This is a genomic window from Limoniibacter endophyticus (assembly GCF_014652835.1).
Classification (GTDB): domain Bacteria; phylum Pseudomonadota; class Alphaproteobacteria; order Rhizobiales; family Rhizobiaceae; genus Limoniibacter; species Limoniibacter endophyticus.
In genome coordinates this window covers 93,260-116,416 of the sequence record NZ_BMZO01000002.1, presented here as the reverse complement: position 1 = coordinate 116,416, position 23,157 = coordinate 93,260, and the positions used below count along the sequence as shown (strand labels likewise).

Below are 23,157 nucleotides of genomic sequence, written 5' to 3'. Positions count from 1 at the left end.
GAACCGGCTTCATTCCATGTAAAACGCGCAGAATATTTCCATTCTGCGCGTTTTACATGTTGATTACGTTTATTCTATCAACGCGGCAGAACCGAGCTCCCCATCATGAATTCATCGATGGCGCGGGCGGCCTGACGGCCCTCGCGAATTGCCCAGACCACCAGCGACTGCCCGCGGCGAACGTCCCCGGCGGCAAAGAGTTTTTCCACATTGGTCTTGTAGCTCTTGGTATCGGCCTTGACGTTGATCGATTTGCGCGAATCCGTCGCAATCTCCAGCTTGCCTGCCATTTCGGCCGGAACGCCAGTCTCCATCACACCCTGGAAACCAATGGCCACGAAAGCCAGGTCCGCGCGGATGATGAATTCCGTGCCGGGGACCGGGCGGCGGCGCTCGTCCACCTCGCAGCATTTTACGCCTGTCAGCACGCCGTCGTCACCGATGAACTCAAGCGTTGCGACCTGAAACTCGCGATGCGCCCCCTCAGCCTGACTTGAGGAAACGCGCATCTTGGTTGCCCAATAGGGCCAGACCATCAGCTTGTCCTCCTTTTCCGGAGGCTGCGGACGAATATCGAGCTGCGTCACGCGCACAGCCCCCTGGCGGAATGCCGTCCCGACGCAGTCTGACGCCGTATCGCCACCGCCCACGACCACGACATGCTTCCCGGCAGCCCAGATTGGCTCCATGGCCCACGCAACAGAATCGGTGTTTTCGCCACCCACACGACGGTTCTGCTGCACGAGATAAGGCATTGCATCATAAACGCCGTCCAGTTCGACGCCTGGAATGCCCGCGGGGCGCGGCCGCTCGGATCCGCCGCAGTAAAGCACAGCGTCATATTCGGCGAGCAGGTCCTCGGTATTCTTGTCGACGCCGATGTTGACACCGCAGAAGAAGGTCACGCCCTCTCCCTGCATCTGCTCGACGCGGCGGTCGATGAAATGTTTCTCCATCTTGAAATCGGGAATGCCATAGCGCAGCAGCCCACCGGGGCGGCTCTCGCGTTCATAAACATGCACCTCGTGACCTGCGCGCGCAAGCTGCTGCGCACCCGCCATGCCGGCAGGCCCCGAACCAATAACGGCAACTTTCTTGCCGGTCTTGTGATCGGCAGGTTGCGGCCGGATGAGGCCGAGCTGGTAGGCCTTGTCGGCAATCGCCTGCTCGATCGTCTTGATTGCGACCGGTGCATCCTCAAGGTTCAGCGTACAGGCTTCCTCGCAGGGAGCGGGGCAGACGCGCCCGGTCCACTCGGGGAAATTGTTCGTCGAGTGCAGATTCTGGATCGCTCCTTCCCAATCATTGGAATAAACGAGATCGTTCCAGTCCGGTATCTGGTTGTGAACAGGACACCCTGTGGGACCATGGCAATAGGGGATGCCGCAATCCATGCAGCGCGCCGCCTGTTTCTCGACCTCTTTCTCCGACATGGGCAGAGCGAATTCACGGAAATGGCGAATGCGGTCGGAGGCGGGTTGATACTTCGCCACCTGACGATCGATTTCGAGAAAACCTGTAACCTTACCCATGGGATGCGATCCTGTTCTGTTCGTGATGCGAGGCAATCCGCAGGTCTTGCTCGCAACGGGTAATCCAGCGCGTCAGGGCATTCCTCCCCTCAAGCTGAAAGCCTCCTTCATGCGCCAGCCGCGTGTAGGCGAGCAGCGCGATATCGGCGATGGTGAGCCGCTGGCAGACGAAGTAATCGCGGCTCTCCAGATGTCTGTCCATCAGATCTAGTGCCTTCTCACCCTTCGCCACTTTCACCGGGTCGCGCTCATCCGCACGCTTTCCCCTGTAGATCATGTCGAAGCGGCAAACGGCAACGTTGGGCTCATGATTATACTGTTCCCAGAAAAGCCACTGATCGATCAGCGCCTGGCCAAAAAGCTCGTCCGGTAAAAGCACTGTTCCATGTGCAATATAGCGCAGAATAGCGTTCGACTGCGACAATACCCGGCCGTCGGCCAAACGTACCACCGGTACCTGACCATTCGGCGACAGCGCCAGAAACTCGTCAGTACGGCTTTCGCCCCTGGTGATATCGACGTCAATCCAGGTATAGTCGAGTCCCAGATAATCGGCGGCATATTTGATCTTCAGGCAGTTGCCCGAAATCTTGTCTCCGAAGATTTCCATTCTTTTCTCCTCGCGCCGCCGACCGGTGATTGAAACACCGGTCCCTGCGGCCGACTGAACGATGAAACGGTTCGACGTCGCGGAACTACTCCGCTGCCAGTCCCATTTTCATGCGTTCCATTTCCTCGAGCGCCCGACGGTATTCGACCGGCATCACTTTTCGGAATTTCGGGCGGTAATTGGCCCAGTCGTCGAGAATCTCCTTTGCACGGGTGGAGCCCGTATATTTGAGATGGTTGGAGATCAGTTGCACCAGACGTTCCTCGTCGTGACGGGTCATGTCTCCAGACACATCTACGCGCCCCTTGTGCATGAGATCGCCGCCATGGTGATGCAGCTTTTCCAGAATGTCATCTTCTTCCGGCACCGGCTCCAGCTCGACCATTGCCATGTTGCAGCGATTAGCAAAATCGCCAGCCTCATCCAGCACATAGGCGACGCCGCCCGACATGCCGGCTGCGAAGTTGCGGCCCGTCTGGCCGATGACGACCACGATCCCGCCCGTCATATATTCGCAGCCATGATCGCCGACGCCCTCGACGACAGCAATGGCACCGGAGTTACGCACGGCGAAGCGTTCACCGGCAACGCCACGGAAGTAGCTCTCACCGGCAATAGCGCCGTACATGACCGTGTTGCCGACAATGATCGAGTTGTGCGGCTCGATGCGGGTATTTTCCGGCGGACGAACGACGATACGACCGCCGCATTGTCCCTTGCCGACATAATCATTGCCGTCGCCGATCAGATCGACAGAAACGCCACGCGCCAGGAAGGCGGCGAAGGATTGCCCGGCAGTGCCGCGCAGGGTGATCGAGATTGTATCTTCGGGCAGCCCCTTGTGGCCGAAACGCTTGGCGACCTCACCCGACAGCATGGTCCCGGCGGAACGGTCGACATTGGTGATGGGCAGATCGATCTTCACGGCCTGCCGCGATTCCAGCGCAGGCTTGGCGAGCTCGATCAATTTCCGATCGAGCACGTCATCAATCGGATGTTGCTGGCGCTCGGTCCAGCGAGCTGCTTCGCGCGGTGCATCCACCTTGTGGAATATGCGCGTGAAATCGAGACCCTTTGCCTTCCAGATCGAAATCATCTCTTCCTTGGCGAGATATTCGGATTGGCCGATAATGTCATCGAGACGCGTGAAGCCCATGGAGGCAAGGATTTCACGCACTTCTTCGGCTATATAGAAGAAATAGTTCACGACGTGCTCCGGCGCGCCCTTGAAACGCTTGCGCAGCACCGGGTCCTGCGTAGCAATGCCGACGGGACAAGTATTGAGATGACACTTGCGCATCATGATGCAGCCGGCGGCAATCAGCGGCGCGGTGGAGAAGCCGAACTCGTCGGCGCCAAGCAGTGCACCGATAATGACGTCGCGGCCGGTACGAAGACCGCCATCGACCTGTAGCGCGACACGTGAGCGCAGACCGTTCAGAACGAGCGTCTGGTGTGTTTCGGCGAGGCCCATCTCCCATGGCGAACCGGCATGCTTGATGGAAGTCAGGGGGCTCGCGCCCGTACCACCGTCGAAGCCTGAGATCGTGATATGGTCGGCGCGCGCCTTGGCAACGCCAGCCGCAACCGTCCCCACCCCCACTTCCGAGACAAGCTTGACGGAAATGTCGGAGGCCGGGTTGACGTTCTTCAGGTCGTAGATCAGCTGAGCCAGGTCTTCGATCGAATAAATATCATGGTGCGGGGGTGGTGAAATCAGGCCAACACCGGGCGTTGAATGCCGCGTCTTGGCAATGGTCGCATCGACCTTGTGGCCCGGCAACTGTCCGCCCTCACCGGGCTTTGCCCCTTGCGCCACCTTGATCTGGATCATGTCGGCATTGACGAGATATTCCGTCGTCACGCCGAAACGGCCCGAGGCGACCTGCTTGATTGCCGAACGTTCGGGATTGCGCGAGCCGTCGCGCAGCGGCAGGTAGCGGTCCGGCTCCTCGCCTCCCTCACCCGTGTTCGACTTGCCGCCGATCTGGTTCATCGCAATGGCCAGCGTCGAATGCGCTTCACGGCTGATCGAACCGAAGCTCATTGCGCCGGTCACAAAGCGCTTGACGATATCGGCTGCCGGTTCGACTTCATCAATCGACACAGGCTTGCGACCGGTTTCATCTGCCGTTCTGATCTTGAACAGACCGCGGATCGCCTGCGCGCGGGCGTTCTTGTCGTTAACCTCGGCGGAAAACTCCTTGTAGGTCTCCCATGAGCCCTTGCGCACAGCATGCTGGAGCTTCGCGATATTGTCCGGCGTCCATAGATGCGCCTCGCCGCGAATGCGGTACATGTATTCGCCGCCGATTTCGAGCGAATTGCGCAGCACCGGGTCGAGGCTGAAGGCAGCAATGTGACGCACCACGGTTTCTTCCGCGATTTCCGCCAGTCCCACACCTTCGATCGTCGTCGCCGTGCCAAAGAAGTATTTCTCGACAAATTCCGAGCTCAGACCAACGGCATCAAAAATCTGCGCACCGCAATAGGACTGGTAAGTCGATATGCCCATCTTGGACATGACCTTCAGCAACCCCTTGCCAACCGCCTTGATATAGCGATGTACGACCTCGTCAGCCTGCACCTCTTCCGGAAACTGGTTGCGGGCGTGCAGATCAAGCAACGTGTCGAACGCGAGATACGGGTTGATGGCTTCCGCGCCATAACCGGCAAGGCAGGCGAAGTGATGTATTTCGCGGGGTTCCGCCGATTCCACAACGAGGCCAACCGAAGTGCGCAGCCCTTTACGGATCAGGTGGTGATGTACGGCAGCGGTGGCAAGCAGCGCCGGAAGAGCAATACGGTCAGGCCCCATCTGGCGATCGGAAAGGATGATGATATTATAGCCACCGGCAACGGCTGCTTCTGCACGCTCGGAAAGACGCTCAAGCGCACCGGCCATACCGGCCGCACCCTCCGCAGCAGCATAGGTGATATCGATCGTCTTCGTGTCGAAACGATCTTCCGTATGCCCGATGGAACGGATCTTTTCCAGATCGCCGTTGGTCAGGATCGGTTGACGCACCTCCAGGCGCTTCTTGCGCGACGAGCCTTCGAGGTCGAAAATGTTGGGGCGCGGGCCGATGAAGGAGACAAGGCTCATCACCAGTTCTTCGCGGATTGGATCGATCGGCGGGTTCGTCACCTGCGCGAAGTTCTGCTTGAAATAGGTGTAGAGCAGCTTCGACTTGTCTGACATTGCCGAAATCGGCGTGTCGGTGCCCATCGAACCTAACGCTTCTTGACCCGTCGTTGCCATAGGCGGCAGCAGGAACTTGATATCCTCCTGAGTATAGCCGAATGCCTGCTGGCGATCGAGCAGCGATACGTCGCGACGCAGTGCCCGCGGCTCTACCGGGTTCAGTTCCTCCAGGATAAGCTGGGTGCGGTTGAGCCAGTCCTTGTAAGGATGCTGCGACGCAATATCAGCCTTGATCTCATCATCGGAAATGATGCGACCTTCCTCCAGATCGAGCAAAAGCATGCGACCAGGCTGCAAGCGCCACTTGCGCACGACCTTTTCTTCCGGAACCACCACGACGCCCGCTTCCGATGCACCGATCACATAATCATCATCGGTGATGACATAGCGCGTGGGGCGCAGGCCGTTGCGGTCGAGTGTTGCGCCCAGTTGGCGGCCATCGGTAAAGACGACAGCTGCGGGACCGTCCCACGGCTCCATGAGAGCCGCATGATACTCGTAGAATGCCCTGCGGTCGTCGCTCATGAGTTTGTTGCCAGCCCAGGCTTCCGGGATCAGCATCATCATCGCATGAGCGAGGCTATAGCCGCCCTGCACAAGGAATTCGAGCGCATTGTCGAAGCAGGCCGTATCCGATTGGCCCTCGTAGGAGATCGGCCAGAGCTTGGCGATGTCATTGCCGAACAGTTCGGAATCGACCGACGCCTGGCGGGCCGCCATCCAGTTGACGTTGCCGCGCAGCGTGTTGATCTCGCCATTATGCGCGACCATGCGATACGGATGAGCCAATCGCCACGAAGGAAAAGTATTGGTCGAGAAGCGCTGGTGCACGAGTGCGATGGCGCTTTCAAAACGCGAATCCTTCAGGTCTTTGTAATACGCACCAACCTGATAGGCCAGGAACATGCCCTTGTAGACGACCGTACGACACGACATGGAGACGGTATAGAAGCCGTTATCCTGGCCGTTATTTTCTGTATAGACCCGGTTCGAGATAACCTTGCGCAGGATGAACAGGCGACGCTCGAAATCGTCATCTGTCTCGATGCCGGCACCCCGACCGATAAACACCTGGCGGTGGACAGGTTCCGAAGCAGCGATGTGGGGGGCTTTGGACAGCGACGAATTGTCAACCGGAACATCGCGGAAGCCGAGCAGAACCAGACCTTCGGCCTGCACGGCTTCGGCGATCATCGTCTCGATCTGCTCGCACAACGCCTTCTCGCGCGGCATGAAGAGATAACCGACGCCATACTGGCCCGGCTCGGGCAGTCCAACGCCCTGCTCCGCCATTTCTTCTTTGAAGAAGCGGTGCGGGATCTGCACCATCATGCCGGCACCGTCGCCCATCAGCGGATCAGCACCCACCGCTCCACGATGCGTCAGGTTTTCCAGCATCTGCAGACCATCTTCGATGATCTTGTGCGTCTTTATATTTTTGAGTTGCGCAATGAAGCCTACGCCGCAGCCGTCATGTTCGTTGCGGGGATCATAGAGACCTTGTCGCGGCGGCAGACCTGTATGAGGTTTGGCGGTTTTGGCCACTGCATCCAGATTGGTTGCGTGGGTCAAAGATGGCGTTACGTGCGTCATCGCCTTTCCTCCTGTTTTCTGCCGTCAGGCACCTCAATTCAGGCAGGTCCGTTAGGCTCCTGCCTGTCATAATCTTAACTTGCGAAAGCCCCGTGCTGGAAGGAAAACGACCCTCACGCTGCTTGAATGCGCGCGGCCAATCTTGCGACGCTCCCCGACGAGGCAAATTAAGACAGCCTTGCTGTCCTAAATCGTCTATGACAGATTAATCTTCTGCACACAAGACCGAAACGCTAAAAATGTCCGAGTTAAACGTATTATAATTTCGTCTGGAGCCAGATCTACGATTTTTCCTTATCGGGGACCGCATTTTCGACGGTTTAGCAATCAAATCGCAACTTCTTAAAACAGTTTCTTCGAACTGCATTTTGCTTTAAAGCTTGCCAAAAATACCAATATCGAGGTCGTTTCCATGCATTTTTCCTCCGACAACTGGGCTGGATGTCATCCGGCCATCGCCGAAAATCTGAACCGCCATGCCGGCGGGTTTTCCGCAGGTTATGGCAATGGCGAGCTTGATCTGAAAGTCACGGACCGCCTGCGTGAAATTTTCGAATGCGACCTTGACGTTTTTTTTGTCTCTACCGGAACGGCTGCCAATTCGCTTTCCCTCGCCTCATTCCAGCGTCCTGGCGGTGTGATTTTCGCATATAACGAAGCACACGTCATCGTTGACGAATGTGGCGCGCCGCATTTTCTCTCCGGTTCGATGCGCCTTTCGCCGATTTCCGGCAAGAACGGCAAGATGGATATCAAGATGCTGGCCGACTCGGTAAGCGCTCTTGCCAACGCCTCTGTTCACCAGGGCCGCCCCGCAGGCATCACCATTACCCAATCCAGCGAAACCGGCACGGTTTACAGCCTTTACGAGCTTGATGCCATCGCCGCTATCGCGCGGTCGCACAATCTGCCTCTACATATGGACGGCGCGCGCTTTGCCAATGCACTGGTCGCGCTTGACGTTTCGCCTGCCGAGATGACCTGGAAGCGTGGCGTGGACTTGCTTTCCTTCGGCGCGACGAAGAATGGCTGCTGGTGCGCTGAAGCTATCGTGGTTTTCGATCGCTCGCACACGGAAGAACTACGCTGGCTGCAGAAGCGCTCCGCACAGCTCTTCTCCAAGACCCGGTTTATCGCCGCTCAGTTCGACGCCTATCTGGCCAATGACCTTTGGCTCAAGAATGCAAGGCACGCCAATGCGATGGGTCAGGCCCTCGCGCGCGCCATCGAAGCCGCTCCCGGCATGCGCCTGACCGTCCAGCCGCAAGCAAACGAGATTTTCGCCGTCCTTGAAAACAGCCTCGCCCAGCGCCTGCGTAATGCCGGCGCGTTCTTCTATGATTGGGAAACGCCGCCGGAGCTCAAGGGTAATGTTTCTACTGATGAAACAGTCTGCCGCTTCGTCACCAGTTTTGCCACGACACAGGACGATATCGATCGGTTTGCGGCGGTGATCGGGGCTGAAGCTATCGCCGCGCAGTGATGCCGACAAAGATTGAGTTCGAATCGTAATCGCGCCCCGGAAGGTCGCTGGTGAAGCGCTCGTGACTCAGGCGTGAGGTCAGGCCGAGCTGGCGATTGAACCACCAAGTTGCACTCAGTTCGGCGAGCAGCTTCTGCTCGCCCGCGTCTTGCGTGATATAATCGCGCCAGTCGGCCCCAAGCGTCAGCCCGGCCGTGATATTATGGCGTACTTCCCGCTCGATATTGAGCCGCAACGCATAAAGCAGCGATCCACTTTCACCGAAGGCCGTCGTGGATTCCACGGTCGTCGAACCCGTAAGACCAACCAGCGTCCCACGCATCGGCGACCAGTCCAGCCGTCCATCGACCGAAAAGCCCGAAACGTCGCTCAAGCGGTCATCTTCAGGGCGCTCTGTCAGCCAGCCAAGCGCGATCTCGCCCTTGGTCTTCTCACCCAGATCGACCGCGATTCCACCGCGCAGCGCATAGCGATCGGCATCGCGGTCCATATCGTCTCCGCCTTGCTCGTCATAATAGCGCTTTCCGAATTCCCCTTCCACGAACGGAACAAGCGCTGGCGAAATCTCGTAACCGACGCGGATACGCGCGGTCGCAAGCGTGGAATTGCGCTCTTTCTGACTGCGCACCGTGCCGTCCCCCAATTCGGCATCGCCGTAGATCTGGCGGAAGACCTTGCCTTCAGTTTCCAGCCGCAAATGACCAACCTCGCGGCTCACGCCGAGCGTACCGGTAATGTCATGGCGCAAGGGATCGTTTGCAATATCGGCCGGTCCGGCTGCGGATGAGCCTGTTTCGCGTTCGGCGCGCCAGTTTACGCCGGCATTCAACGCATATCCGTCGATAAAATCGTAGCGCAGCGAGGCATCAAAGCCGCCTCGCAGAATATCGTCACGCCCCCTTGAGAGATCCTTTTCGAAGGTCGCGAACCCTTCCGCACGCGCTTCATGCTCGCCCCAGTCGGATTGCGCACGAAGGCGCAGGGTTGAAATCGAACGCGAGCCACTTTCTCCTCCGGCGTTGCGATACGGATTGGTCGAGGCTTCTATCCCCGTCTCCATCGAAGGATAGAAAATGAATTTTCCGGCACGAATACCCAGCGGGTCGAAAGGGTTTTCCTCATGCGCGATATCGTCACCGCCCACGCGACGTGCCTGTTCCATGCTTTCGTCCTGGCCGACGGCCGGGACACGACTTGCACGCGCTGCGGCGTCCGGCCCGCGTGGCGGCAGCGCACCGGTCACAATGTCAGAGGCGGGATTTTCATCATTCTGCGCGCTCTTCCCGGGGGAGGCAGCAACCTCTTCCGCTACCTCCTTCTGGGCAGAGCGTCGAAACGGCCGCTCTGCATCCGCACCGAGCGTCCTGCCGGTCAACGGATCGATTGTCGTGTCGGGTACGATCGGGTCGATGCTACCGCGCAGCAGCGAATCCTTTGGCGGCAATGTCGGGTCGGCGATTATGCCGGGCAATGGCTCAGCGCGCAGCATCTGGGACCGCGTATCCTGCGTCTGCTGTTGCTGAGAGAAAGCCGCAGGTGCATCCGACAAGGCAAATGATGCCGCGCAAGCCAACGCCAGCACGCAGACAGATGCTCGTCTGGAAATCGAAACGCAACGCGACACGGCAACCCAACCACCGTTTATGATTACCGATATGTAAACGGGAGTGGTTAACAGCCTCTTAGTCTATGCAGCCCAGCTCATCCGAATGAGCAATGGACAGAATGTCGCAAAAGGTCTAGACGCGGTTCACTACGTCGGATCGAACCCGGTCTTCTTGTGAACCCCCATGCATGGCCCCCATTGCGTGTGCGGACCATGCCCATAGGCATTGCATTCTATTCACATGACAACAATCGACGAAAAACAGGCAGCCGTTTCCTCTGCCCTCCGCACCCTTTCCACCGAACAGGCTGGCCTCGTGCAGATGATGGAAGCCTTCAATAACGAACTAGGCGATAGCTTCGGCCAGGCATTTGATGCGCTCTCCAAAGTGCGCGGGCGTGTCATCATTACCGGCGTGGGCAAGAGCGGCCATGTCGGCGCAAAGATCGCCGCGACACTCGCCTCCACTGGCACGCCCGCCTTCTTTGTCCATCCTGCCGAAGCCAATCACGGCGATCTCGGTATGATTGCGCGTGATGATGTTATTGTCGCCATGTCGTGGTCGGGCGAAACCGCGGAACTCAAAGGCATCGTGGCCTATTCGCGTCGCTTTGCCATTCCACTGATTGCCATCACCTCGGGCCGTGAATCTGCCCTTGGCCGCGCAGCGGATGTCGTTCTTGCGCTGCCCAAGGCAACCGAAGCCTGCCCGAATGGCCTGGCGCCCACGACCTCTACCCTGCTACAGCTCGCGATGGGCGATGCGCTTGCCGTCGCGCTTCTTGAAGCGCGTGGTTTTACTGCCGATCACTTCCGCACTTTCCATCCGGGGGGCCAGCTCGGCGCCAATCTTACCAAGATCGGCGAAATCATGCATGTCGGCGACGAGATGCCTATCGTCAAGCCCGGAACACTGATGCCGGAAGCAGCCCTCGTGCTTGCCAAGAAGAAGCTCGGCTGCATTCTGGTGGTGGGCGAAGATGGTGAGTTGGCCGGCATCGTCACCGATGGTGATCTGACCCGCAACCTGCATCGCGACATGTCCAAGCTCACGGTCGAAGAGATGATGACACGCGACCCCCGCACAGCAACACCCGATACTCTGGCAGGTCCGGCCCTCGCCATGCTGAACGAAAAGTCGATCAGCGCGCTCGTCGTGGTCGAAGAGGGCAAGCCGGTCGGCGTCGTCCACTTTCACGACCTTCTGCGCATCGGCGTCGCCTGATATCCTGGCTATTCGCTCACGGTTTGCGACCGTGAGCGACCGATTGTCGATGCCGCGCGAAGCCAAGCAGGCTCGGCAAGGCTGTCCCCGTCACGATGACAAGAATGCCTGCCATCGTGGGCAGCCCCATGGGGCTGTCGAAGATGATTGCAGCAGAGATTGCGCCAACCGCAGGTCCGATCGCAGCGAGAAGTCCGAGTTGCAAAATCGGCAATCTCGACAGCGCGAAATTATACGCCGCATAACCCGCTGCCATGACGACCGCGCCAATGTAGGAAAACGCAATCCATTCGGATGCAATTGCCGCAAGATCCAATTGCGCGCCGATGGCGAACACACTGAGCCACGCGATACCAGCCGCGCCCGATACCTGCATTGTCGCCACCACCTGCCACGGCACCTGCACCCGGGTGTGCAGCGCGCGTCCGGCGATCTGCCCGGCGGCCGCGAAACTGAACCCGAGTGCTGCAAGCAAAAAGCCATAGAGCGTGCTCTCACCCGTCATCTTCCTTTCGGAGATCACCAGTACAAGACCGGCAAAGCTCACAGCCATGCCTGCAAGGGTGGAAAGCTTGAGCGGCTCTGCGAGGAAAATCCGTGCAAGAAAGCCCACAATCGCTGGCATCAGGGCGGCCAGAAGATTGGCCGTTACGCCATCCATCTGGCGGCTTGCCGTCGTAAAAATGATCATGAAAATGCCGGGATGCAGCGCGCCAACGCCAACCGCCTTCAATTTCGTTTTCAGTGGAACGGCCTGCGTGGTGCGCATGAAGGCTATGGTCCATAGAATGATGGCGCCTATAGTCATTTGTACAGCAATAACGACAACCGGGCTCAACGAGATAGCCAGATATTTCTGCACGGCAAAACCGACAGGACCGGCACTAAAGCAAAAAATGGCCGCAAGCGTAGGTGCGGACGCCCCGGTGTGAGCGACACGATCAGTCATGGCAAAATCTCCAAGCGGTGCTATAATGTAACTATCGTAGTTACATATTTCACGCAACAATTAAAGTTACAAAATATCTGAACGGGAGTTAGATGAAACGAAATAGCCGCTTTTCCCTCGCTCTTCATGCGCTGGCTCATATCGCCGCCATGGCACCGACGCGACCACTCACCTCCGGCGACATTGCCAGCCACAGCGGAACAAATGCCGTCGTCGTACGGCGCACACTGGGCGCCCTGCGCGAGCACGGCCTCGTCACCTCCGAAAAAGGACATGCCGGAGGTTGGCGGCTCACGCGTCCCCCGGAAGAAATCACCCTGGCCGATGTATATCAGGCGCTGGGCGAACGTTTCCTGCGGCTGGAGGTCGAAGGCGACGAGAACCCGCCCACCTGCAAGATCGAGATTGCATTGCTTGGCCAGGTCGACAGCGCCCTGAATGATGCAGAAGCGCTTCTCGTCAGCCGGTTGGGCAAAACAACAATCGCCAAACTCATCTGATTGCTTCTCGAACAGGACAGGTAATGCACCTTATAAGCAACAATGCGGCATTGCCCCATTGGTGACCAACTCATATAAGAGAAAGATCACCCGGCAGACAGGCCACCGCTGGCCATCCGAATTATTTCCATTTGTGATTGAAAAACATGCGGTACGATAAGCTTATTCTAACTATCCTCGCTCTAGCCGCAATACATCTACCTCCCCTGCACGCCGCTGATTCCAAAGCTATCACGCAGTTGCGAAATCTCACCGAGACGGACCAACTCGATCAGCGATGCGATCTTGAAGGCATGGAGCGTTTAAAAGCCGACAAGGTTATCGCCTACACTTTCTCCAATCCGGTACGCACTGCCACCGAGGTCATGGCAGCCGGAGCTGTGTTTCGCCGCAATGGCGAGTGGTACCGCCTTTCCTACGAGTGCAAGACGAGCGAGGACCGCATGAATGTGATCTCGTTCAATTACAGGATCGGCAGCCGCATTCCCCATGAGGAATGGTCGAACCTGTTTCTCTATCCTTGAGATAGTCAGCGCTTGCACTGCCGATCGAGCAACTTCCCTATTAGCAATATTAAAAGTAAACTGTAAAATATACCTATCGCAGGTATATCTACCTATTCTTACGTTGGGTGCCTCAAAACAGTATGGAGCACCCGACATGATCAGTACCATTGACGAAATCCCGCGCCTTTACCATTTTACCGACAAGAAAAATCTCCCTCTAATCCGTGAGCTTGGTGGACTGCTACCGCGTGCAGAGCTGGAAAAACGTGATATCAAAATTCCCGCGCCGGGCGGCAATGAGTGGAGCATTAGCGCGGACGGTTGGAAAAACATGGACAAGTATGTCCATCTCTGCTTCCGCAAAAATCATCCGATGGAATATGTGGCCAAGCAGGATAGTCGCATCTCGCAGTCAGTCTTTCTGGAGATCAAGCGAGACGTTCTGAGTATTCCAGGGGTTCTTTTCACCAATGACGTCGCGAACAAAAATGGCGTCGAAGCCGTTTCAATCGATCAAGCCAATTCGATGGTTGATTTCGAGGTGCTGTACACAAAGACAGATTGGAGCGATCCTGCTATAAAGGCACGGCTGGCTCAGGCTGAAAAATATGAGGTCCTCGTTCCGGCGATAATTCCGTTGAATTTAATAGGGATGCCTGATGGCTGAGAGACCGATATTCGTTCCGGTGCCGGAGCAGGAAGGTTACGTCCGGCAGATCAGCTTCGAAATTCCATGGGCCGGGGGGTTTGCGGAATCACAGAAGTGGAAGAATATCACCTCTCTCCACGCAGCAGCAGAACGAGCCGGCTACGCTCCCCTCCTGGAGATTTCGTCCAAATCGGATACGCGCGCCGGACAAAAGCTCAGCGCGTTCAATCTCCGCGTCCAAAGCACTTTTGGGGAGTTGACGCTCGAAAACGCCTTTCAGGGAAGCAAGGTGTTCGCCCGAGGCGGCCCGTTCACCGACCTGTACAACGTCGAACCGCGGCAGGCGAAACGCGACCCGCGCCTGCAAGAGTCAGGTCAGCTCACCAGCTTCACGTTCGATGGATATGATTTTCCGTTGGTACCGAGAACCGTGTTCTATGACTGGCTCTATCTCACGGCAATCTTCCAGCATCGGGACTGGATCAAGGAGCGCATCGACGGCCGTTATCAATATGCCGGCTTCACCGATATCGAGTTCAATCCGGCCAAATCCTTCAATTGCCAGGCGCGGTCATGCGCGCTCTTCGTTTCACTGATGCGCGAAGGAAAACTCGAAGCGTATATGCATACGCCACAGACCTTCATCGCCGCCATGAAGACAAACGCGGCATCAGAACCGGAACAGCGCCACATAGCGCAAGCGCGCCTGCGTGTCGGCTAGAACGAACCTTCCGCCTCCACCACCAGCGTCGTGCCATCGGCATCCACACCCTTTACCCGCACTCGCGTACCCTCCGGCAAATCGGGACCAGTCACGCGCCAAAGCGTGTCGCCTATGTGTATACGCCCCGTTCCGTTTTCAATCGGCTCCGCGAGCGTAGCGGTTCGTCCCACAAGCTGGCGTACGCGTTCATTGAGATAAGGTGTGTCGCTCTTTTGGCTGGAGCTGCGAAAATAGCGATTGCCGACATAGACACAGACGAAGGTCAGGGCCAGAAAAACGATCGTCTGTACCTGCCACACCCAGAAGGCCATGTCCCACAAGAGCAATGATGCCATCCCTACGATGAGCGCAGCGATACCAATCCAGAGCAGGAAGACACCCGGCGCCAGAATTTCAAGCACCAGAAGAACCAGACCAAAGGTGATCCAGCTCCAGGCCCCGAGGCTTGCGATCCAGCTTGTTATCATGACTGACCCTATTCCGTTGTCGGCGGAAAGGTATTTTTCACCCGCGGCGGACGATTACTCGACGGACGCGGAGCCGGTGAGCCGCTTGGCGCATTCTCGCCGAATACTTCGCGCGCGAGTGCGCCGATGCCACCGATGGAACCGATAATCGACGAAGCTTCCAGGGGCATCAGTACGATTTTACTGTTTCCCGCAGAGCCGATCTTTGCCAGCGCTTCGGTGTATTGTTGGGCAACGAAATAGTTCAGGGCCTGTGCATCTCCGCTGGAAATCGCCTGCGACACCACTTCGGTCGCGCGTGCTTCGGCCTCCGCCGCACGTTCGCGCGCTTCAGCGTCTCGGAACGCTGCCTCGCGGCGGCCTTCCGCCTTCAGGATTTCCGCTTGCTTCAAACCTTCCGCTTCCAGGATTTGCGCACGCTTTTCACGCTCGGCCATCATCTGACGCGCCATGGAATCCACGAGGTTCTTCGGAGGATTGATATCCTTGATCTCGACTCGGGTGATCTTGATGCCCCAGCTGTTCGAGGCCTCATCGACGACCCGCAACAGACGCTCGTTGATTGCATCGCGGTTGGAAAGGAGATCGTCGAGATCCATGGAACCCATGACTGAACGAATATTCGTCATGGTCAGGTTGAGAATGGCGTGGTTCAGGTTGGTAACCTGATAAGCAGCCTGGGGCGCGTTCAGGATTTGATAGAACGCAACGCCGTTGACTTCGACCGTCGCATTGTCGCGGGTGATGACCTCCTGCGTCGGAACATCCAGCACCTGCTCCATCATGTTGAGCTTGGCGCCCACGCGATCGAAGAACGGCACGATGATATTGAGGCCCGGCTGCAAGGTCTTTGTGTAACGTCCAAAACGCTCAATTGTGTAATTCTGACCCTGCGGCACCGTCTTGATGGCAGCAAAAAGCAGAACGACCGCCAGAAGCACCAATAGCCAGATGCCAATATCGATACCTGAAAACATACCTGCCCTCTCAAAATGCGATTGACTTTAAATCAGCATCAGTAATGGCATGTTTTCAGGCAAAGAGCACTTCGTTTTGCTCAAATTCCTAGTTTTTCTAAGCCCACCCGGCCATCTCGCGACGCACCAGCGCCTCAATGAGGTTCATGCCGCCTTCGCTGGCGTTGAGACAGGGAATATGCGCGAACTTCTCGCCGCCTGCCTCAATAAACTCATCCCGCACTTCGCCCGCAATCTCCTCCAGCGTCTCGATACAATCGGCAGAAAATCCCGGGTTGATGATCGCGATGCGTTTCACACCTTCATGTGCAAGCTTCTCAACAGTCGCAGCCGTATAAGGCTTGATCCATTCCGCCTTGCCGAACAGCGACTGAAAGGTCGTGATCAGGCGCTTGTCGTCATAGCCCAATCGCTCGCGCAGAAGCCGTGTCGTTTTGTGGCAATGGCAATGATAAGGATCGCCCGCCTCGAAATAGCGCTTGGGAATACCGTGATAGGAGGCAAGGATCATCTCCGGCTCGAAATCAAGCGCCGCAAGATGGGCTTCCACCGAATGTGCCAGCGCCTCAATATAGGCAGGCTCGTCATAATAGGCAGGAACGGTGCGCGTGGCCGGCATATTGCGCAGCTTCATGAGCGCGCGGAACAACTGGTCATTGGCCGTCGCCGTGGTCGTGGCGGAATATTGCGGATAGAGGGGGAAGTAGACGATGCGATCTGCGCCTTGCTCCTGCAATTGCGCTACAGCTGTGGCGATAGAGGGACTGCCGTAGCGCATGCCATATTCCACAACGACCTCCGGCTGATCGGCGAGCCGTTCGCGAAGCGCCTCGACCTGCTCACGCGTGATGGTGCGCAGCGGCGATTCGTCTTTCTCGTTGTTCCAGATCGTCCTGTAATTGGCGCCCGATTTCTGCGGTCGCGTCGTCAGCACGAATGTGTGCAGGATCGGCTGCCAGACAAGGCGAGGCAACTCGATCACGCGCTTGTCGGAAAGAAATTCCCGCAGATAACGCCACATCGACCAGTAATCCGTGCCGTCGGGGGTTCCCAGATTGGCCAGAAGTATACCCACCTTGGCAGGCTTGACGTGTGGATGGCCGACCGGTGCAGGCCCCAGGCCGGTACGGGTTATGGCTGTCTTCATCTGCATGTATTTTCTCTCGATTTCACAATCGCAATCTAATCACCCGCGCGCCCGATTCCAATGTCGGAAGCGCAGGTTTAAAACATAAGATGAGGATGTTTTGTCGCAGGTACGGGCGCGAAAATGCCGCCAGACGCATCTGGCGGCATTTTCTTTTCATCGAGAATAGCGTCAGTTCGCGGATGGAATATCGAGCGTGGTACCAACAAGCAGACGACGTGGCGAAACCCGCGGATTAGCCGAACGGATCTTCGTCCAGAGGGCGCCATTGCCATAAGTGGCTTCGGCGATATCCCAAAGCGTATCGCCCGGCTTTACCGTGTAGCTCTGGCCAGCGGCGGGCGTGGCTTCAGCAGAAGCGCTATCGGCCTGGACCTGCGTTACGGCTTCCGTCGCCTGCTCTTGCGTGGCAACCGGAGCGCTGGACTCAGATTGCTCTCCAGCCGGTGCGGCGGAAGGCTGAGACGTTTCTGCTTCTGCTTCTGCTTCTGCTTCTGCTTCTGCTTGCGCCTGCTCGCCCGCAGCTATCTTGGTGATGCGGCCGTCGATCTTCGGTGCGTAAGGCGTGTTATTGGCCAGATAGGCTGCTACGGCTTCTTCCAGGTTCGGGCCGTAATCGTAAGCATTCTCCGCATTGTCGCGGAAAAGCGTGTAGCCGTCGCCGCCATTGCGATTGAAATTATTCGTCACGACGCCATAGGATTTTTCAGGATCGATAGCGATCCACTCGCCGCCCTCGTTAACCTTCACGTCGCTGATCCGGCCCTCATTGGGGGCCTTGTTCATGTCGAAGGTGTATTGCAGACCCGCGACTTGCGGAAAGCGCCCCTTGCCCTCTTCAACTTCACTGACACCTGATTCCAGCGAAGCGACAATGTCCTTGCCCTTGAGCTGGAACGTCGCGAGCGTGTTCTGGAAGGGCAGCACGGTCAGCACTTCTCCCATCGTCACGTCGCCAGCATCGATCGAGGCGCGCAAGCCGCCACCGTTCTGGAAGGCAATGGAAATTCCCTGGTCCTTGACGCGATCAAGCAGCGCGTCGGCTACGAGATTGCCCATCTCGCATTCCTGCGCACGGCAGGTTTCGCGGCTGCCATCGATTGGCGCAGTCGAATTGGCCACGACACGCCCTTTCAGTTCTTCAATCGGCTTGGCAAGTTCCGCCACGCGTGCAGCAATCGTCTGATCCGGCTCCACCGACTTGTCGAGCAGGATCGTGTCGCCGGCCGCCTGCGTTACATTACCTTCGTCATCGAAGGTCACGTTCAGCTCGCCTAGATATTTCGAATAGGCATAAGCCTGCACGATCGGCACGTCCTTGCCGGAAGGGTTCTTCACATTGGTCGGATAGCTCGGCGCGCCTTCTTCCGTGTTGGAAAGCAACGTGTGGCTATGTCCGCCAACGATGACGTCTATCCCATCCACGGCCGCCGCAATCTGCTGATCGCGCACGAAACCCACATGCGACAGAAGCACGATCTTGTTGACGCCTTCCGCCTGGATACGCTCCACAGCGCCTTTCAGATAATCGATCTCATCTTCAAAAGTCACATTCGGACCGGGCGACGCGACATTGGCGGTGTCGGGGGTCAGCACCGAAAGAATGCCCACCCTCTCGCCGCCCTTATCTGCGATCACCCATTCCTTGACCTTGCCTGCCAATTCCGTTTCGGCATCCGCAACCTTCGTGTTACCGGAAACGATCGGGAATTTGATCTCCGCAATGAAATCTGCAAGCCCCTGCGGACCGTCGTCGAATTCATGATTGCCGACCGCCATGGCGTCGGGCTGGATCGCGTTCATGAACTCGGCAGCATCCTTGCCCTTGTAGGTCGTGTAGAACAGCGAGCCTTGAAACTGGTCGCCCGCATCGAGCACCAGGACATTGCGCTCTTCTCCCTCGAGTGCAGCCTTACGCTCGGCGATCTTGGCCGCGACTCGTGCAATACCGCCAAAGCATTCACCAGCGTCGTTTTCCTTCGGCGTACAGGTCGAATCATACTTGTTGATCTGCTCGATGCGCGAATGCAGATCATTGATATGCAGAATGCTCAGTTCATAATCTGCAAGCGACGGCGCAGTCGAAAGCGCCAGTCCGGACACTGCGAGCATGGTTGCCGCAAGAAGTGTTTTCATCGATCTGTCCCCTGTTTCACACATCCGGATACTGAATCCTCACGCCTCATCCTCGTTGCCGAGGCGCGAGAGATTTGTCTAACCGTGTTCCATGTCGGTTGTATCTCAAGCCAGAGAGTTTCACTCTCGTTACGTTGGGGCAAGCAAGGATCGTCACTTTCGCACAATTTGTGCGGCATCAACTTGTGCGGCATCAACCCCTTCGCTGAAAATGATCCGCGCGCCCTTCGGGGGCATCGGCGGCAATACCGTCGAACAGGAACTTTTCCGTCGCACTCTCGCCGCGGATCTCTGGCCCGATCGTCACGGTCTCGCCCATCAGCTCTTTGGCTTCGAAAGCAGGATCGTAAAGCGAGACCGGTGCAAGACGTTCGATGGCCCGATTCTGGGGCCGGGCAGGTTGCGCGGCAGCGACGGGTGCGGAAACGCCAGTTCCAACGCCATTACCCAGAAGTCGGTCAAGCGGCGCCTTGGCATAAAACGCCACCTTGCGTTTGCCCGCTTCTGTCAGATTGATGCCGTCCGCACCGCGCAAGCGAGCTGGCTGACCGTTCATGTCCGGCCCCTCCATGACAAAGGAGCCATTTTCGTCGACGAAGCCTTCCCATATGTCCACGAATTCGGCGCCGGTTTCCGCCGCCGCGTCACGATAGAGGTCGTTCAGTGCAAGAATATCGGGATTGGCCCCGCTGATCCGGAAGGAAGGCAGCCCGACCCAGACCAGCGGCACATTGGTCGTACGAGCTATTTGACCAATGCGCTCGGCGCGCTGCTCATAGGCGCGTGTCCAACCCTCGGTGCCGCGCGCATGGCTGCCACCCGGTCCTTGCATATCCTGCCGATCATTGGCGCCCAGCATGATAACGAGAGCGGCAGGCTTCTCGTGTTCGACGATCGTCTGCAACTCCTTGGGCCAGTCGTAATAGTCGTCGCGCACCAATCCGGAAGAGCCTTGCGTGGAACCGACAATCCGCACGCCCGGATTCTCCGCATAGAGCGCATTCAAGCCGCTGACGAGGCCACCGGCCATGAAATCACCGATCACAAGGACTTTCTTGGCATCCTCTCGCTTCTCCACCACCGGCGTGGCGGGCGGGCGTGGGGCGGCAGAGCGCGGCGCGCTTCGATTGCGCGGCGGTTGCGTTCGCTGGCGCGGCTGCGCACGTTGGGGCCTTTGCGGCGCAAAATCTTCGCGGTAGATCGGTTCGCGTCCCGGACCGCCAAACAGGCGGCGAAAAAAATTGCGCGGGCCGGATCCGTCCTGCGCATAGGCAGGCGCGGTTCCAAGTACGGGGGCTGCGATATCCGCCATTGCAGCAATCGTCAGAGCGACGAACGTGACGAGAAAAATCTTCGCCATTCGCATCATTGCCTTCGTCAGAATCCCCGCTCCGCCCATCGAACGCTTCGCCTTTCTGTCAACCGGTGCGAAGCCTATCCGAAATCATCTCGTTTCGAAACGAAAAAGCCACCGGTTTTGCCCGCGGCTTTTTCGTTTCTCCCGAACGGACAGAGGCTAGAAAGAGCCTGTCACCGATAGATAGAAGGCGCGCCCCGGTTCATTATAGGTGTTGGCGCCCGCGGCATTGCCGCTGCCTTCACGGAATAGACGCTCGTCAAACACATTAGTCACACCCGCCGAAACGCGGAAATTGTCGTTGTAATCATATTTCAAGCCCACATTGACGACCGTGTACGGGTCGCGATCGAGCGGATTTTCTACCGCTGCACCCGTGGTTCCGGTCAGTGTCGGCGATGGTGTCTTGCCGTAATGGGTTGCCGAAAGGGTCAGCGTCAGATCCTCGCGCGCCTGCCAGTCGAGCGCAGTGTTGATCGTGTACTCCGGTACCAGCGAAAGCGGTTGGCCGTTCTGCTTGTTTTCCGACTCAATCATATAGGTCGCGTTGGTCGACCAGGTCAGAGTTTCCAGAACCGGGATGCTCAGATTGCCTTCAAGACCCGAGACCACTGCTTCCGGCACGTTTTCCCAGCGAAAGACCCAACCTGTGGGCGCACCGGGAACAGCCGTGTCTATCGGTGTCAATCCCGAGGCAATGCGATCCTTGTAATCATTGTGGAAATAGGTGACCCCTGCGTTCCAGCCCAGATCGTCGTGATAATTGAGGCCGATTTCCTTGTTGATCGACGTTTCAGGATCGAGATTCGGATTACCGACAACATAGCAACCCACTCCGCCTTGTGTGGGATATGGGATGGGACAACCGTTCCCCCGCGTATAATAAACGTAATTCGGATTGAGCTGGAACAGGTTCGGCGCCTTGAATGCCCTTGCTATGCCTGCCTTGAGTGTAAGGTTTTCGCTCAACTGGTAGGAAGCGTTAAGGCTCGGGCTGAGATTGCCGCCGAATTCGCTATGATAATCGCCACGCAGGCCAGGCGTTAGAATGAGGCGGTCGTTGATATAAATATTATCTTCCGCATAGAGACCGAACATCCAGGCGTTGGTGTTAGGGTCGCGATTTTCGGGATCTGTATCAGTTCCCGGAATAACGACGTTTTCCTCAAGGCCAAGTTGGTTCGAAACGCCATCCTCCATCCACTCGCCGCGAAACTCGCCGCCAAGGGTCAGCTTCTGCTCATAGCCCATCGTCAACGGAATGTCCCACTCGCTCTTCGCTGTCAGGTTGTCGAGTGTTATCGTGCCTTTTTTGGCATCATCCGTAATGGCACCCTCATACCGCCCCGCCGTCCCTTCACCGAAGCGCGTGTTACGGGTTTGCTCCCACTGAATATAACTGTTGCTCTCGGCGAAATCGTAGAAACCTCGATGCGTCGCTGACAGCGTGGTACGCGTCATCGTATTGGTTTCCGCACCTTGATTGGCCAATTCTTCGAGCAAATCCGTAACGCTCGCCAATTGCCTGTCACCGGCGAAAATATTGCCCTGACGGCTATATGCCGCCTCGAAGTCGAAAACGTTCTGATCGTCGAACTCGTATGTCAGAAGACCGCGCAAATCCTTGTTGACGACGCCTTCGCGACCGGCAGCAGGTGTCGCAGTCGGATCGAGCGTCGCACCCGCGTTGATATCAGGATCGTCGGCATCCGTCTTGGCGATGCTGGCGATGATGCGATAGGAAAGAACGTCCGTGATTGGCCCGCCCACCATCGCGTTGGCCCTGATGGAATAGCCTTCCTCGGAATGCTGCGGCATGGAGCCGAAAACCGAGAACTGACCGGTGGTCGTTTCAGGACGCTTGGTGATGATATTGACAACACCCCCTGATGCTCCTGATCCGTAGCGCGCCGCCGCCGGACCGCGCAGCACCTCGATGCGCTCCACCATTTCGGCAGGAACCCAGTTGGAATCCCCACGCGAATCGCGTTCACCGGCTCGTCCCATGCGAACGGAGTTGCGCGACAGAACCGGCTTGCCGTCGATCAGGATGAGTGTGTTTTCGGGCCCCATGCCGCGAATGTCGATCTGACGTTGATTGCCTCGTTGGCCGCTTGATGTCGTTCCGGTCAGATTGACACCGGGCATCTTGCGGATGATTTCGGACAGGTCGTTGGCGACAGGCTGCTTTTCGAGATCCTCGGACGTGATGGTCGAGACGCCAGGTGCCTGCTTCAGCTGTTCTTCAGCCGAAAGAACGATGATGCGATCAAGGGTGATTTCCCCTTCATCGTCCGTCTCCGCCATTTCCTGAGCCGATATTGGTCCCGCGGTGGCAGCCAGCAAGAGAGACAGCGCCGTTGCACGACGTAGATAGAACTTGAAATCAGACATTGAGAGCCCCCGCCTCTAGATACTCAGGAAGCGTGCTCAGCGGCGATTTGGCTTACTGTTGGTCACGCAATGATCGTGACCCGCCTTAAGGCTTTCA

The 23,157-nt window shown here is 57.4% G+C and carries 17 protein-coding genes; 6 read left to right on the top strand and 11 right to left on the bottom strand.

Annotated elements, in window-relative coordinates:
- Positions 1-77: 77 nt before the first annotated feature.
- The 3 genes from IE151_RS03040 to gltB all read right to left on the bottom strand — a co-directional run bounded on the left by IE151_RS03040 (position 78) and on the right by gltB (position 6,940).
- On the bottom strand, positions 78-1,532 hold the full coding sequence (locus tag IE151_RS03040; RefSeq protein ID WP_189487822.1) for a glutamate synthase subunit beta: 1,455 nt from the start codon (positions 1,530-1,532) through the stop codon (positions 78-80).
- The gene (locus IE151_RS03035) at positions 1,525-2,142 is read right to left on the bottom strand and encodes a glutathione S-transferase family protein (RefSeq protein WP_189487819.1); all 618 of its coding nucleotides are present in this window, start codon (positions 2,140-2,142) and stop codon (positions 1,525-1,527) included. Before IE151_RS03035 ends, IE151_RS03040 begins: the two co-directional genes overlap by 8 nt.
- 85 nt (positions 2,143-2,227) lie before the next feature.
- On the bottom strand, positions 2,228-6,940 hold the full coding sequence (gene gltB / locus IE151_RS03030; RefSeq protein WP_189487817.1) for a glutamate synthase large subunit: 4,713 nt from the start codon (positions 6,938-6,940) through the stop codon (positions 2,228-2,230).
- Between the two features lie 412 nt (positions 6,941-7,352).
- Here gltB and IE151_RS03025 point away from each other — a divergent pair, with 412 nt between their 5' ends.
- Positions 7,353-8,423, top strand: coding sequence for a threonine aldolase family protein (locus IE151_RS03025; protein ID WP_189487815.1), 1,071 nt, complete (start codon positions 7,353-7,355; stop codon positions 8,421-8,423).
- Here IE151_RS03025 and IE151_RS03020 read toward each other — a convergent pair.
- The gene (locus IE151_RS03020; RefSeq protein WP_210310853.1) at positions 8,407-9,912 is read right to left on the bottom strand and encodes an outer membrane beta-barrel protein; all 1,506 of its coding nucleotides are present in this window, start codon (positions 9,910-9,912) and stop codon (positions 8,407-8,409) included. The two genes, IE151_RS03025 and IE151_RS03020, sit on opposite strands and share 17 nt — an antisense overlap.
- A gap of 358 nt (positions 9,913-10,270) precedes the next feature.
- On the opposite strand from IE151_RS03020, the gene IE151_RS03015 reads away from it, so the two are divergent.
- Positions 10,271-11,254 carry a KpsF/GutQ family sugar-phosphate isomerase gene (locus IE151_RS03015; protein WP_189487811.1) on the top strand — a complete coding sequence of 328 codons (984 nt, stop codon included), beginning with the start codon at positions 10,271-10,273 and terminating at the stop codon, positions 11,252-11,254.
- 16 nt (positions 11,255-11,270) lie between these two features.
- Here the strand turns inward: IE151_RS03015 and IE151_RS03010 are convergent, their stop codons facing one another.
- Positions 11,271-12,203: a DMT family transporter gene (locus IE151_RS03010; RefSeq protein WP_189487809.1), complete on the bottom strand. Its 933-nt coding sequence runs from the start codon at positions 12,201-12,203 to the stop codon at positions 11,271-11,273.
- Positions 12,204-12,295: 92 nt separating this feature from the next.
- Here IE151_RS03010 and IE151_RS03005 point away from each other — a divergent pair, with 92 nt between their 5' ends.
- The 4 genes from IE151_RS03005 to IE151_RS02990 all read left to right on the top strand — a co-directional run bounded on the left by IE151_RS03005 (position 12,296) and on the right by IE151_RS02990 (position 14,579).
- Positions 12,296-12,703 (top strand): RrF2 family transcriptional regulator, encoded by a 408-nt coding sequence (locus IE151_RS03005; protein ID WP_189487807.1) that lies wholly within the window; start codon positions 12,296-12,298, stop codon positions 12,701-12,703.
- Positions 12,704-12,849: 146 nt separating this feature from the next.
- Positions 12,850-13,227 carry a DUF930 domain-containing protein gene (locus IE151_RS03000; RefSeq protein WP_189487805.1) on the top strand — a complete coding sequence of 126 codons (378 nt, stop codon included), beginning with the start codon at positions 12,850-12,852 and terminating at the stop codon, positions 13,225-13,227.
- Positions 13,228-13,363: 136 nt separating this feature from the next.
- Positions 13,364-13,876 carry a DarT ssDNA thymidine ADP-ribosyltransferase family protein gene (locus tag IE151_RS02995; protein WP_189487803.1) on the top strand — a complete coding sequence of 171 codons (513 nt, stop codon included), beginning with the start codon at positions 13,364-13,366 and terminating at the stop codon, positions 13,874-13,876.
- Positions 13,869-14,579: a DarT1-associated NADAR antitoxin family protein gene (locus IE151_RS02990; RefSeq protein ID WP_189487801.1), complete on the top strand. Its 711-nt coding sequence runs from the start codon at positions 13,869-13,871 to the stop codon at positions 14,577-14,579. The genes IE151_RS02995 and IE151_RS02990 overlap by 8 nt, the downstream gene beginning before the upstream one ends.
- On the opposite strand, the gene IE151_RS02985 is transcribed toward IE151_RS02990, so the two are convergent.
- The 6 genes from IE151_RS02985 to IE151_RS02960 form a co-directional block, all read right to left on the bottom strand.
- On the bottom strand, positions 14,576-15,049 hold the full coding sequence (locus IE151_RS02985; protein WP_189487799.1) for an NfeD family protein: 474 nt from the start codon (positions 15,047-15,049) through the stop codon (positions 14,576-14,578). The two genes, IE151_RS02990 and IE151_RS02985, sit on opposite strands and share 4 nt — an antisense overlap.
- A gap of 8 nt (positions 15,050-15,057) precedes the next feature.
- Positions 15,058-16,026 carry an SPFH domain-containing protein gene (locus tag IE151_RS02980; RefSeq protein ID WP_189487797.1) on the bottom strand — a complete coding sequence of 323 codons (969 nt, stop codon included), beginning with the start codon at positions 16,024-16,026 and terminating at the stop codon, positions 15,058-15,060.
- A 97-nt stretch (positions 16,027-16,123) separates the two neighbouring features.
- On the bottom strand, positions 16,124-17,179 hold the full coding sequence (gene hemH, locus IE151_RS02975) for a ferrochelatase (RefSeq protein WP_189487795.1): 1,056 nt from the start codon (positions 17,177-17,179) through the stop codon (positions 16,124-16,126).
- 165 nt (positions 17,180-17,344) lie between these two features.
- A complete protein-coding gene (locus IE151_RS02970; protein WP_189487793.1) occupies positions 17,345-19,309 on the bottom strand; it encodes a 5'-nucleotidase C-terminal domain-containing protein in 1,965 nt (654 codons plus the stop codon).
- Positions 19,310-19,502: 193 nt separating this feature from the next.
- Positions 19,503-20,669, bottom strand: a complete 1,167-nt coding sequence (locus IE151_RS02965; protein ID WP_189487791.1) for an SGNH/GDSL hydrolase family protein — start codon at positions 20,667-20,669, stop codon at positions 19,503-19,505.
- A gap of 156 nt (positions 20,670-20,825) precedes the next feature.
- A complete protein-coding gene (locus IE151_RS02960; protein WP_189487789.1) occupies positions 20,826-23,060 on the bottom strand; it encodes a FepA family TonB-dependent siderophore receptor in 2,235 nt (744 codons plus the stop codon).
- Between the last annotated feature and the right edge of the window lie 97 nt (positions 23,061-23,157).